Consider the following 12,556-nt stretch of genomic DNA (forward strand, 5'->3'; position numbering starts at 1 on the left):
ACATTATGGAAGCCGAACGCATCAATATCATCTCCGCCCTGCTCAACGACCTGACGGTCCGCGAAGCCGAACTTCGGAGGTATCTTTGACTTCACTGTCAAGTCGGAGAAACTAGAGCAAGTCAACGAAGAACTGGAAGATCCAACCGTCTGGAACGATCCGAAGCGCGCCCAGGACCTCGGTAAAGAAAAGAAGGCGCTGGAAGCCATCGTCTTCACCCTGGCCAAGGCCGATGCCGACCTGCGCGACACCCGCGACCTGTTCGACATGGCCCGCGAAGAAGGCGACGACGACACGCTCGAAGCGATCGAGCAGGACGTGCAGGAAATCCGCAAGGTCATCGAAAGCATGGAATTCCGCCGGATGTTCAACAATCCGATGGACCCGAACAACTGCTTCATCGACATCCAGGCCGGTGCCGGCGGCACGGAAGCCCAGGACTGGGCCTCGATGCTGCTGCGCCAGTACCTGCGCTATTGCGAACGCAAGGGCTTCAAGGTCGAAATCCTGGAGCAGTCCGACGGCGAGGTCGCCGGCATCAAGACGGCCACCCTGAAGGTCGAGGGCGATCACGCCTATGGTTTCCTGCGCACGGAAACGGGTGTACACCGCCTGGTGCGCAAGTCGCCATTCGACTCGGCCAACGGACGCCACACCTCGTTTACGTCGCTGTTCGTGTATCCGGAAGTCGACGATTCGATCGAGATCGACGTCAACCCGGCCGATATCCGCGTCGATACCTACCGCGCGTCGGGTGCCGGCGGTCAGCACATCAACAAGACCGACTCCGCCGTCCGCATGACCCATGCGCCGACCGGCATCGTGGTGCAGTGCCAGAACGACCGTTCGCAGCACCGCAACCGCGCCGAAGCGATGGAAATGCTGAAAGCGAAACTGTACGAGCATGAACTGCGCAAGCGCATGAGCGAGCAGCAAAAGCTGGAAGACTCGAAGACGGACGTGGGCTGGGGTCACCAGATCCGCTCCTACGTGCTGGACCAGTCCCGCATCAAGGACTTGCGCACCGGTTTCGAGACGGGCAATACCAAGGGCGTGCTCGATGGCGACATCGACGACTTCATTTCCGCCTCGCTCAAGCAAGGCGTATAAGGATGAACGCATCCGCTCCGGCGCAGCGCGCCTTCCTGTTCGACATGGATGGCACGATTGTCGACAACATGGCCTTCCACACGAAATCGTGGCTGGCGTTCTTTGAACGCCACGGCCATGCGCTGGACGCGGACGTTTTTTTCCGCGACACGGCAGGACGGCAGGGACACGAAATCATCGCCAAGTACCTGGGCGAGGAAGCCGACCACGTCACCCTGCTGGCTGAAAAGGAAGTCGTCTACCGCGAACTGTATGGCCCGCACCTGGCCACGGTGCTTGGCTTCGACCGGCTGATCGCCAGCGCGCGCCAGGCTGGCGTGGGACTGGTGGTGGGCACGGCCGCGCCGGACGAGAACATCGCGTTCACGCTCGACGGCCTGGACCTGCGCCACCGCTTCGACGCCATCGTCGGCGCCGCCGACGTGGAACGGGGCAAGCCTCACCCGGACGTTTTCCTGAAAGGCGCGCTGCTGGCCGGCGCGCTGCCGCACAACTGCATCGTTTTTGAGGACGCGCCCCTGGGCGTGGAAGCGGCGCGCCGTGCCGGCATGCGGGTTGTGGTGCTCACCACCACCCTGCCGGCCGAAGCGTTTGCCGCCTTCGACAACGTCATTGCCATCGTGCCGGATTTCTCCTCGCTCGACGTCGACGCACTGTTTGCCAGCGTGGCGCCAGCGCTGGCACCACATCATCAATAATCACCAACGAAGAACACCATGACTACGGATATCCAAGAACAAGCCGCCGCCCCCGATGAAAACAAGATCATCGCCGAGCGCCGCGTCAAGCTGGCAGCACTGCGCGAACAAGGCGTCGCCTTCCCGAACGATTTCCGCCCCGAGCACAAGGCGGCAGATCTGCATGCACAATACGGCAGCAAGACGCGCGAAGAGCTGGAAGCCGAACCTGTCACCGTGGTGCTGGCCGGCCGCATGATGCTCAAGCGCGAAGCGGGCAAGAAAGCCGCTTTCGCCACCCTGCAGGACGCCTCCGGCCCGAAAGCCGACGGCCGCATCCAGATCTACGCCACGCTGGATCTCACCGGCGAAGCGGCCATGGCCGCCCTGCACCACTATGACCTGGGCGATATCCTGGGCGTGACGGGCACGCTGTTCAAGACCAAGACGGACGAACTGACCATCAAGGTCACGGAACTGCGTCTGATCACCAAGTCGCTGCGCCCGCTGCCGGACAAATTCCACGGCCTGGCCGACCAGGAAACGAAGTACCGCCAGCGCTATGTCGACCTGATCATGAACGAAGAGACGCGCCGCACCTTCAAGGCGCGCACCGCCGCCATCTCGTCGATCCGCCGCTTCATGGAAAAGAACGAGTTCATGGAAGTGGAAACGCCGATGCTGCACACGATCCCGGGCGGCGCGGCGGCAAAGCCGTTCATCACGCACCACAATGCGCTGGACATGCAAATGTTCCTGCGCATCGCGCCCGAGCTGTACCTGAAGCGCCTGGTCGTGGGCGGCTTCGACCGCGTGTTCGAGATCAACCGCAACTTCCGCAACGAAGGCGTGTCGATCCGTCACAACCCTGAATTCACGATGATGGAATTCTACGCGGCCTACACCGACTACAAATGGCTGATGGACTTCACGGAAGCCGTCATCCGCCAGGCAGCCATTGACGCGCACGGCACCGCCACCCTGACCTACGGCGGCCGCGAGCTGGACCTGGCCAAGCCGTTCCACCGCCTGACCATCGTCGAAGCGATCAACAAGTACGCGCCGGGCTACACGCCGGAGCAGTTGAACGATGCGGAATTCATCAAGGAAGAGCTGAAAAAATTCGGCGTCAAGCCGTTCGCCACGGCCGGCCTGGGCGCGCTGCAACTGGCGCTGTTCGAAGAAACGGCTGAAGCGCAGCTGTGGGAACCGACCTACATCATCGACTACCCGGTCGAAGTGTCGCCACTGGCGCGCGCTTCCGACACGGTGGCCGGCATCACCGAGCGCTTCGAGCTGTTCATGGTGGGCCGCGAAATCGCCAACGGCTTCTCCGAGTTGAACGACGCGGAAGACCAGTCGGCCCGCTTCCTGGCGCAAGTAGCCGCCAAGGACGCCGGCGATGAAGAGGCGATGTTCTACGACGCCGACTACATCCGCGCGCTGGAATACGGCATGCCGCCAGCCGGCGGCTGCGGCATCGGCATCGACCGCCTGATGATGATCATCACGGATTCGCCGAACATCCGCGACGTCCTGCTGTTCCCGCACCTCCGCCGCGAAGAGTGATGAACACCTGAAAAATCTACTGCGCGTCGCGATTTGCGGCCTGCGATGCTCACTGCCTCGGCGGCCCCGTGCCTAGCACAGTTGCGCTTCTTAGCCGCAACTCCCATCCGCTCGCTACGATTTTTCAGGCGTTCGATGCTTCAAGGCAAAAAAAAGCCGCCTGGTCTCGCGATCAGGCGGCTTTTTTACATCTGCCGCAGGCCGTCAGCCGGCCAGGGTCACGCGCTGGTGGCTGCGGCTGGCCTGCTGCGCCGCCAATGCCGTGGCCAGCGCGCGCATGCCGTCGTCGCCGGTGGCGGCAGGCTGCCCTTCGCCGCGCATGGCGCGCTGGAAGGCGCGCACCGAGCGCACGTACAGGTTTTCATGCTCGACGGGGATGTCGACGCTGCCGCCGTCGCGCGTCAGGGTAATGCTGCCGACGGGGCGCTGCGTCATCACGCCGGTGGCGAAGATGGTGCCCTTGCTGCCGATGATTTCCACGCCGGACAGCGAATGCGGCGCGTTGAACGCGTCGTGCACCTGCACCAGGGTGCCGTTGTCGAACTCGATGACGGCCATCAGGCCCTCTTCCAGCCCGGCCACCGTCATGCCGCCGCTGGTGGCGCAGGCCGTCACGTGGCGCGGCTCCGAGTCCAGCAGGAAGCGCAGGGTGTCGACATCGTGCACGAACATGTCGAGCGTGACGCCGCCCGACTCCGGCGCGTCCAGGCGCCAGCCACGCAGGTGCTGCGGCAGGTTGTTCGCGTGCAGCACGCGGCAATACAGGGGCTGGCCGATCTCGCCCGCGCGTATCAGCTCGCGCACCTTGCCGTGGCTGGCGGCGTTGCGCAGGTGGTGGTTAATCCCCAGCACCACGCCCGCCTCAACGCAGCCGTCCACCATGCGGCGGGCGTCGTCCAGGTTCAGCGCCAGCGGCTTCTCGCACAGCACGTGCTTGCCGGCGCGCGCTGCTTGCAAGGTTTGCGCCATGTGCAACTCGTTGGTGGTGCTGATGTACACGGCGTCCGCGCCCGGATGGGCCAGCGCCGCATCCAGGTCCGTGTAGCTGGCGCCGATGCCGAACCGCGCGGCAAAGGCGGCGCCGCGCGCGGCGTCCCGGCTGACCACGGCCAGCACTTCGGCATCGTCCTGCTGGCGGATCGCGTCGACCATCCATTCGCGCGCCACGGTGCTGGCGCCAACCAAAATCCATCCGATCTTCTTCATTCGATTCTCCCGTTAAAAAGTGTGGCGCAGGCCGAGGTTCCAGGCCTGGTTGCCGGTGCCGTTGTCGGTGGCGTTGCCCACCACATAGGCGGCGCCGTTGCGGTTGTCGATATGCGCGTAGGCGGCATACAAGGTGCTGCGCTTCGACAGCGCATAGGTGTAGCCGATGCCGACCTGGGAAGCGTCGCCGTTGGCGGCGCGCCGGTCGTCGCGCCGTACGTACGAGAACAGGACGCGGTGCGGGCCCACCGGCAAGGTGGCGCCCAGCATCAGGTCCGCGCTGTCGACCGTGGTGGCGGCGCCCGCCGTGCTCTTGCTGAAGGCGACGGCGCCATGCGCCTTGAGCACGCCAAAGTCCCAGGTGGCGCCCAGCACCGTGTTGCGCGCCCTGCCCGCCACCTGCACGCTGGATACGGTGTTGGCATCCTGGTGCGCCAGGCGCACGTACAGCGGCCCGCTGGCATAGGTGGCCGCAGCGCCCGTGTAGCGCCTGGCCGCCGCGTCACCGGGCACTTCGCCGAAGCCGTACGCCAGTTCTCCTGAAAGGCCGCCGCGCACGGGCGAGCTGTAGGTGATGCTGTTGTCGACCCGGCTGATGTAGCCGGCCGTGAAGACATTGCTCATCCTGCCAGCAAAACCCAGGTAAAACGGGTCCAGCGCCCCCAGGCTGCTATCGATGAAGGTGTACTGGCGGCCCAGCCGCAGCGTGCCAGCCGCGCCGCCCAGGCCGACGAAGGCCTGGCGCCCGAACAGCAGGCCGCCCTGGGCCGAAGCGCCCGTGTCGGCCAGGATGCCCGCATCCATCGTAAACAGCGCCGTCATGCCGCCGCCCAGGTCTTCGCTGCCCTTGAAACCGAGCCGCGAGCCGTTGGCGATGCCGCTCGTCAGCTTGAGCACCCTGCCCCCGGGGCCACCGCTCTCGGACACCACGCCCATGTCCATGATGCCGTACACGGCCACGTTCGACTGCGCGCAACACAGGCCGCTGCCGGCGCCGATGATCATTGCCCCTACTACCTTCTTCTTCATCTCTTTCCCTGTCTGTGGATACTGCGCTTAGCTCACCAGATGGCGCGGATGCTCGCCGCGCAAGCCTGCCAGCAGGTTGTCCACTGCCTGCTGCGCCATGGCGTAGCGCGTTTCGTGCGTGGCCGAGCCGATGTGCGGCAGCGCCACCACGTTGGCCATGCCCGGCAGCGGATTGTCCGGCGCCAGCGGTTCGCGCTCGAACACGTCGAGACCGGCGCCGTGGATGGTGCCCTGCTGCAGCGCCTCGATCAGCGCCGCCTCGTCGACGATGCGCCCGCGCGAACCGTTGATGAAGATGGCGCCGGGGCGCATCAGCGCGAACTCGCGCCGGCCCATCATGCGTTCCGTCTGCGCCGTCAGCGGCAGCACCACGCAGACGAAGTCCGACCCGGCCAGCAAGTCGTCGAGCGCCACCTGGCGCGCGCCCAGCGCTGCCTCCACCTCGGGCACCGCTTCACCGTTCACGTACAGCACCTGCATGCCGAAGCCCAGCGCGGCGCGGCGGGCGACGGCTCGGCCGATGCGGCCCATGCCCAGCATGCCGATGGTCTTGCCATGCACATTGACGCCGTACTGGCTTTCGCCCACGCTGCGCGTCCAGCGTCCGGCCTTGACGAATTCGGCCAGTTCGACGACACGCCGCGCGCTGGCGAGGATCAGCGCGAAGATCGTGTCCGCCGTCGTCTCCGTCAGCACATCCGGCGTATTGGCCAGCAAGATGCCCCGCTCGCGCAGGTAATCCACGTCGAACTGGTCGACACCCACGGAAATGGTGGAAATGATGCGCAGGTCAAAGGCCGGGTCCAGCAGTTCACGGTCCAGGCGCACGCTGGCGCCCAGCAAGCCGTGCGCGCCGCGGATGGCGGCCGCGAACGCGGCGCGGTTGCCCGCATCGATCGCCTCAAAATACGTCACCTCGCATTCGGCACGCAGGCGCGCCAGCAGCGGCTCGGCCAGCTTTTTATACACAACCACATGTTTTTTCACGATTATTTCCCCTGTACGGTTCAAGATGGGACCAGCGCGTCGAGCTGGGCGCGGGTCGGCAAGCCTTCCATGTCGCCGGCCACCTGGATGGCGAAGGCGCCGACCCGGTTGCCGCGCCCTACCGCCTGCGCCAGCGGCAAGCCTTCCAGCAAGGCGCTGACCAGGCCGGCCGCGAAGCCGTCGCCGGCGCCCACCGTGTCGACCACGTTGGCCACGCGCTCGCCCGGCACCATGCCGCTGTCGCCATCGGCCGTGCGGTAATAGGCACCCTCGGCGCCCAGCTTGATGACCACCAGCCGCGCGCCCTGCTGCAGGTAAAAGCCGGCGACATCGTGCGGCAGGTCGTGGCCGGTGAGGATTTTCCCCTCCCCCAGGCCAGGCAGCACCCAGTCCGCCTTGGCGGCGAGGCGGTTGATCTGTTCGACCATCACGGCTTGCGACGGCCACAGCGAGGGCCGCAGATTCGGGTCGAACGATACGCTACGGCCGTTGGCGCGCATGAAGTCGAGGGCCTGGCCGGCGAACGCCAGGCTGGTCCCGGACAGCGCCGCGGCCACGCCCGTGGCGTGCAGGTGGCGCGCGGACAAGAAATAGGCGGGGTCGAAGTGCTCGGGCGCCAGCCGGCTGGCGGCGGAACCCTTGCGGAAGTATTCGACCAGCGGATCGGCGCCGTTCTCGGCCTTCTCCTTGAGCAGGAAGGCGCTGGACTGGCCGGCGACGGTGACGACCCGGCTGCAATCGACGCCTTCGGCCTGCACGCTGGCGCGGATGAAGCGGCCGAACGAGTCGTCGCCCACCCGGCTCAGCCAGCCGACGCGCAAGCCCAGGCGCGCCAGGCCGATGGCGACATTCGTCTCGGCGCCGGCCAGGCGGCGCGTGAAATGCGCCACGGCTGCCAGATCGCCCGTTTCCTCGGCAACGAACATCGCCATCGCCTCGCCGTAGGTGACGACATCGAGCGCGTGCTCCCCTTGCAGCATTTCGTGTTTGATCATGCGGCCTCCAGGATTTGAATGTAGCGACCCGTTTCGGCCACCAGGTCGGCGCCCTCGAGCGGGAATTCGATGGCCCGCTGCACGCCCGGCGCAAAGTGCGCGAAGACGGCGCGCCAGGCCGGATCGGCCTCGGAAACGGCGCAGGCGGACAACCTTCCCCCGTCATCGATGACAGCCTTGCAGTGCACATAGCGCACGTACGGCGCCAGCAGGCGCGCCGCCTGCTGCGCATCCTCGCCCACCCAGCGCCAGTTGCCGATGTCGAAGGTCAGCCCCACCGGCAGCCCGCCTTCGCGCGCCGCCGCCAGGAAGCGCGCCATCGTCGCCAGCTTGCCGCCGTGGGCCGTCTGGTCGTTTTCCACCAGCAGCGCCACGGGCGCGGCCGCCAGCCGGGCGTGCAAGGCCGCCAGGTCCGGCGCGGCCGGGTAATGACCGAGCGACACCTTCAGGTAGCGTGCACCCAGGCGCGCCGCCTCGTCCAGCATCTGCTGCAGCAGCTCATGCTGCAGCAATCCGTCCGCGCCCCACAATTCGATGGGCGTGGAATACACGCAGTACAGGCCCCGCGCGGCCACCGCCGCGCCCATGCGCGCCAGGTCCGGCAAGTCGGACGTAAACAATTCGCGGCGGATCTCGATGCCGGCGCCGCCCGCATCGGCCACCACGTCGATGAAATGGCTTTGCCCCAATTGCCGTACCCTGCTTGCGCCATAGGCCGACGCCGCCACCAGGACGGGGCTCACTTGATCGCTCCCGCGCCGACGAACTGGCGCGCTTCGGGCGTTTGCGGGTTGCTGAAGAAGGCCTCCGAAGGCCCGCTCTCCCACACCGTTCCCTGGTGCATGAAGACGGTGACGTCGGCCATGCGCCGCGCGAACTCCATCTCGTGCGTCACCAGCAGCATCGTCATGCCAGCCTGCGCCAGCTCCTCCATCACCTTGAGCACTTCCTGCGTCAGCTCGGGGTCGAGCGCCGACGTCACTTCGTCGAACAGCATCACTTGCGGCTCCATCGCCAGCGAACGGGCGATCGCCACGCGCTGCTGCTGGCCGCCCGACAGCTGCTCGGGATAGGCTTCGCGCTTGTGGTCCAAGCCCACCTGCTTGAGCACGCGCAGCGCCGTGGCGCGGCCCTGGGCGTCAGGCACTTTCTTGACGATGCGCGGCGCCAGCATGACGTTTTCTTCCACGGTCAGGTGGGGGAACAGGTTGTAGCTCTGGAAGACCATGCCGACATCCTTGCGCAAGTCGAGCAGATGCTCCTGGCGCGCCGTCAGCGTATGGCCCGCCACGACGATGCTGCCGCTGTCGATGGTTTCCAGGCCGTTGATACAGCGCAGCATGGTGCTCTTGCCGGAGCCGCTGCGGCCGATCACGGCGATCACCTGGCCCCGCTCGACGGCGAATGACACGCCCTTGAGCACATGGTTGGCGCCGAAGCTCTTGCTGATATGGTCGATTTCAACGATGGGCATGGAATTTCCTTTCCAGTGAATGGCTGTAGCGCGACAGCGGATAGCACAGCGCGAAGTAGATCAGGGCGACGACGGGGAAGACGATGAAAGGCAGGAAGGTCGCGTTGCTGACCAGTTGCCCTGCCCGCGTCAGTTCCACCACGCCGATGATCGAGGTGATCGAAGTGTTCTTGATGATCTGCACCATGAAGCCCACCGTCGGCGGCAGCGAATGGCGCAGCGCCTGCGGCAGGATGACGTAGCGCAGCTGCTGGTAGCGGTTCAGCGCCAACGCGGCCGATGCTTCCCACTGCTGCCGCTGCACGCCTTCGATACAGCCGCGCCAGATCTCGCCCAGGTAGGCGCTGGCAAAGATCGTCATCGCCGCCCCAGCCGCGATGATTGGCGACAGCTTGTAGCCGAACAGGGCCAGGCCGTAATAGGTGAGAAACAGCACGATCAGCACGGGCGTGCCCTGGATCAGCTGGATGTACAGGGCGCTGATGCAGCGCAGGACGGGACTGCGCGCCGTGCGCAGCAGCGCCACGGCGAAGCCGGCGATGCCGCCCGTGATGAAGACGATCAGCGACAGGCCGATGGTCCAGCGCGTGGCCTCGAGCAGGAATTGCAGGTTATCCCAGGAAAAGTCACTGATCATGTCATGCTCCCATGCGCACCGCGCCCAGACGACGGCGGCGTTTGAAGACGATCTGGCCCAGCACCCAGAAACCGAAGCGGAACAGCAGGGCCAGCAGGATGTACAGCACCATCACGACGATGTAGATCTCGAAGCTGCGGAAGGTTTCCGCGTCGAGCAGGTGGGCCGCGGCGGTCAGCTCTTCGGCGGAAATGGCCGACACGACGCTCGAGGCAAGCATCATCAGCGTGAACTGGCTAGCCAGCGCCGGATACACTTTTTCCAGCGCTGGCAGCAGCACTACGTGGCGCATCACCTGCCAGCGCGTCATGCCCAGCGCCTGCGCCGCCTCCAGCTGCGACGGATGCACGGCGCCGATACCGGCGCGCACGATTTCCGCCGCATACGCGCCCAGGTTGACCGTCATGGCGACCAGCGCGGCGCCGTTCGCGTCGAGCTGCAGGCCCAGCGACGGCAAGCCGAAGTAAATGATAAACAGCTGCACCAGGAACGGCGTGCTGCGGATGATCTCGACATAGGCGCGTACGGCCGCGCGGGCATAGGTGGGACCATTCTTCAGGATGACGGCGGCGCAGACGCCCACCGCCAGCCCCAGCACCATAGCCAAGGCGCTCAGGCGTATCGTCAGCGCCGCACCCCACAACAGGCGATCCAGCGATTGCATGACGAGTTCGAAATGAAATTCATACGGCATACTCAACTCCTTTTCTACGTGCGCATCCCCGGCGACGCCACCATGGCGGCGCGCCGTGCGGACGGGCACTTTCCTATGCGGCTGGCGGTATCAGAAGGTCGGCAACGCTGGCAGCGGCGCGCCGCTCCACTTGCGCGCGATGGCGTCGAGTTCGCCGTTCAGCTTGACGTAGTAGATGAAGTTGTTGAGCCACTGGTGCAGCTCGAAGTCGCCGCGGCGCACCGCCATCGAGTTCGGCTGCAGCGAGTAGGCGAAGCGGACCTCGATCTTGCCCGCGCCGCGCGTCTTGATGATGTCGAGCGCCATCGTGCTGGGGATCGAGACGGCATCGACCTGCTTGCTGAGCAAGGCCTGGGTAACGGTGGCATCATCCTCGAAACGCACGATGCTGGTGCCGGGCGGCGCCATGCGGCTCAGCGCCGTGTCATTCGTGGTGCCGCGCGTCACGCCCACCTTCTTGCCTTTCAGGTCAGCCAGGGCCTTGAGTTTACCGCCGACCGGCGCGACGATCGCCAACTCAAACGCGCTGTAGGGCATGGTAAACATCAGTGTCTTGGCCCGCTCCGGCGTGGGCGCCAGGGTCGCCACGAGAAAATCGACCTTGCCAGATTCCAGCGACGGCACGCGCGACGGCGCCGTCAGGGGCACCACTTCCACGGGCAGGTTCAGGTATTTGCCGATCAGGTTGGCGACGTCGACGTCATAGCCGACGGGCACGCCCTTGGCGTCGATGCTGCCAAACGGCGGCGTGCCGCTGACCACGCCGATGGTCAGCTTGCCTTTTTTGATCAGGTCGCCAAGCGTCTGGGCGCCGGCGTCGGCGGCCGCGCCCAGGGCGCACGTGGCTGCCAGTGCGCAAGCCAGTATTTTCGAATAGAACAGTGTGGTCATCTTCATGTTTCCGTCTCCTGTGATCCCGGTACCGGCCTCGTCGAGGCGCTTCCGGGAATATTGTCAAATGGACGATTCAGATCGTCTCTTGCCGTGTTGTACCAACCTCCTGCCATTGCCCTGCCTTGCCGATTCATGCCCCTTTCCAGTGAGAACATCTTTTATGAAACCGGTTCCATTGCTTACTCAAAAAAAAGGGCAAGCGCCCTCTTCCCGTCAATCGCCGTCCTTACGCACTTCGCTACCCTGGGTAGAATTGCGCACAATCAACTTGCCTGGCAACAGCACCTCGCGCGGCGGGCACCGATCGCCCTGCAGGCGCGACAGCATGCACGTCATCGCCGAAAAGCCGATTTCATAGGTCTGCTGTTCGATCGTGCTCAGGCCAGCCAGCGGCGACCATGGCAATTCGTCAAAGCCCAGCAAACCCACGTCTTGCGGCATGCGCAATGCAAGGCGTTGCAGCATCAACGCCAGTTCCAGCGCGACCATGCCGTTCGATGCCAGGAGCGCCACGCGGCGGCCGCGCCACCGCGCCAGGCATTGCCGCACCTGCGCGTCGATGGAAGGCCGGTCGTCCAGGTCCACCGCCAGCACTTCGCCCACGCAGCCCGGATGCTCGGCCATCACGGACTGGAAACCGTCGGCGCGCATCAGGCGCGAACTGACGCCCGTCAAGGGCGGCGCGACAAAGGCGATGGCGTCGAAACCCTGCCCGATCAGATGCGCCGTGGCCAGCCGGCCCGCCTGCACATTGTCCAGGCCCACCAGGTCGAAATCGACGCCCTCGATGCGGCGGTCAACCAGCACGATGGGCATGCCCGCCTGCTGCAAGTCGGACGACTCGATATTGCGCCCCTGCGTGTTGACGATCAGCCCTTCCACGCTGTACGAGCGCAGCGCGGCAAGCGACTGGCGCTCGCGCAGTTCGTCATTGCCGGTATTACACAGAATCAAGGTATAGCCATGCTGCTGGCAAGCCGCCTCCACGCCTTGCAGCACGGCCACCGTGTAGGGATTGAGCATGTCCGCCACGACCATGCCGATCAGGCGCGTGCGTCCGCGCTTGAGGCCGCGCGCCATCTGGTTCGGCTGGTAGCCGAGGCGCGCGATGGTGCTGGTGATCTGCTGGCGGATGTTCTCGGACAGGGCATCGAGTTCGCCGCCGAGAAAGCGCGACACGCTCGTCTTCGACACGCCCGCCTCGCGCGCCACCTGGGCGATGGTCACGGGCCGGGCCGGCTCGCCGGAGACTGTTTTTTTGCTGCCGCGTACTGAATCCAAGGT

13 protein-coding genes are annotated in these 12,556 nt (G+C 65.4%); 3 read left to right on the plus strand and 10 right to left on the minus strand.

The window, feature by feature from the left end:
• Positions 1-5 precede the first annotated feature (5 nt).
• From prfB to lysS, 3 genes are all read left to right on the plus strand, one after another.
• A protein-coding gene (gene prfB, locus U0004_RS18160) for a peptide chain release factor 2 (RefSeq protein ID WP_115057524.1) occupies positions 6-1,110 on the plus strand; the annotation gives its coding sequence in 2 pieces (ribosomal slippage) (positions 6-86 and positions 88-1,110; 1,104 coding nt in all).
• A 2-nt stretch (positions 1,111-1,112) separates the two neighbouring features.
• Positions 1,113-1,808: an HAD family hydrolase gene (locus U0004_RS18165; RefSeq protein ID WP_070254182.1), complete on the plus strand. Its 696-nt coding sequence runs from the start codon at positions 1,113-1,115 to the stop codon at positions 1,806-1,808.
• Positions 1,809-1,826: 18 nt separating this feature from the next.
• The gene (gene lysS, locus U0004_RS18170; protein WP_070254181.1) at positions 1,827-3,356 is read left to right on the plus strand and encodes a lysine--tRNA ligase; all 1,530 of its coding nucleotides are present in this window, start codon (positions 1,827-1,829) and stop codon (positions 3,354-3,356) included.
• 204 nt (positions 3,357-3,560) lie between these two features.
• On the opposite strand, the gene U0004_RS18175 is transcribed toward lysS, so the two are convergent.
• The 10 genes from U0004_RS18175 to U0004_RS18220 form a co-directional block, all read right to left on the minus strand.
• On the minus strand, positions 3,561-4,562 hold the full coding sequence (locus tag U0004_RS18175) for a Gfo/Idh/MocA family protein (RefSeq protein WP_070254180.1): 1,002 nt from the start codon (positions 4,560-4,562) through the stop codon (positions 3,561-3,563).
• Between the two features lie 12 nt (positions 4,563-4,574).
• Positions 4,575-5,591, minus strand: a complete 1,017-nt coding sequence (locus U0004_RS18180) for a porin (RefSeq protein WP_070254179.1) — start codon at positions 5,589-5,591, stop codon at positions 4,575-4,577.
• Between the two features lie 27 nt (positions 5,592-5,618).
• Positions 5,619-6,578 carry a 2-hydroxyacid dehydrogenase gene (locus U0004_RS18185; RefSeq protein ID WP_070254178.1) on the minus strand — a complete coding sequence of 320 codons (960 nt, stop codon included), beginning with the start codon at positions 6,576-6,578 and terminating at the stop codon, positions 5,619-5,621.
• A 20-nt stretch (positions 6,579-6,598) separates the two neighbouring features.
• Positions 6,599-7,573, minus strand: coding sequence for a sugar kinase (locus tag U0004_RS18190; protein WP_231958114.1), 975 nt, complete (start codon positions 7,571-7,573; stop codon positions 6,599-6,601).
• Positions 7,570-8,316: a sugar phosphate isomerase/epimerase family protein gene (locus tag U0004_RS18195; RefSeq protein WP_070254177.1), complete on the minus strand. Its 747-nt coding sequence runs from the start codon at positions 8,314-8,316 to the stop codon at positions 7,570-7,572. Before U0004_RS18195 ends, U0004_RS18190 begins: the two co-directional genes overlap by 4 nt.
• A complete protein-coding gene (locus tag U0004_RS18200) occupies positions 8,313-9,047 on the minus strand; it encodes an amino acid ABC transporter ATP-binding protein (protein ID WP_034782945.1) in 735 nt (244 codons plus the stop codon). The genes U0004_RS18195 and U0004_RS18200 overlap by 4 nt, the downstream gene beginning before the upstream one ends.
• Positions 9,034-9,684 carry an amino acid ABC transporter permease gene (locus U0004_RS18205; protein WP_034782946.1) on the minus strand — a complete coding sequence of 217 codons (651 nt, stop codon included), beginning with the start codon at positions 9,682-9,684 and terminating at the stop codon, positions 9,034-9,036. Before U0004_RS18205 ends, U0004_RS18200 begins: the two co-directional genes overlap by 14 nt.
• Position 9,685: 1 nt before the next feature.
• Positions 9,686-10,378: an amino acid ABC transporter permease gene (locus tag U0004_RS18210; protein ID WP_070254176.1), complete on the minus strand. Its 693-nt coding sequence runs from the start codon at positions 10,376-10,378 to the stop codon at positions 9,686-9,688.
• Between the two features lie 90 nt (positions 10,379-10,468).
• A complete protein-coding gene (locus U0004_RS18215; RefSeq protein WP_070254175.1) occupies positions 10,469-11,275 on the minus strand; it encodes a transporter substrate-binding domain-containing protein in 807 nt (268 codons plus the stop codon).
• Between the two features lie 210 nt (positions 11,276-11,485).
• Positions 11,486-12,553 (minus strand): LacI family DNA-binding transcriptional regulator, encoded by a 1,068-nt coding sequence (locus U0004_RS18220; protein WP_070254174.1) that lies wholly within the window; start codon positions 12,551-12,553, stop codon positions 11,486-11,488.
• Positions 12,554-12,556: the final 3 nt, after the last annotated feature.

Source organism: Janthinobacterium lividum, assembly GCF_034424625.1.
In the GTDB taxonomy this organism is placed as follows: domain Bacteria; phylum Pseudomonadota; class Gammaproteobacteria; order Burkholderiales; family Burkholderiaceae_D; genus Janthinobacterium; species Janthinobacterium lividum.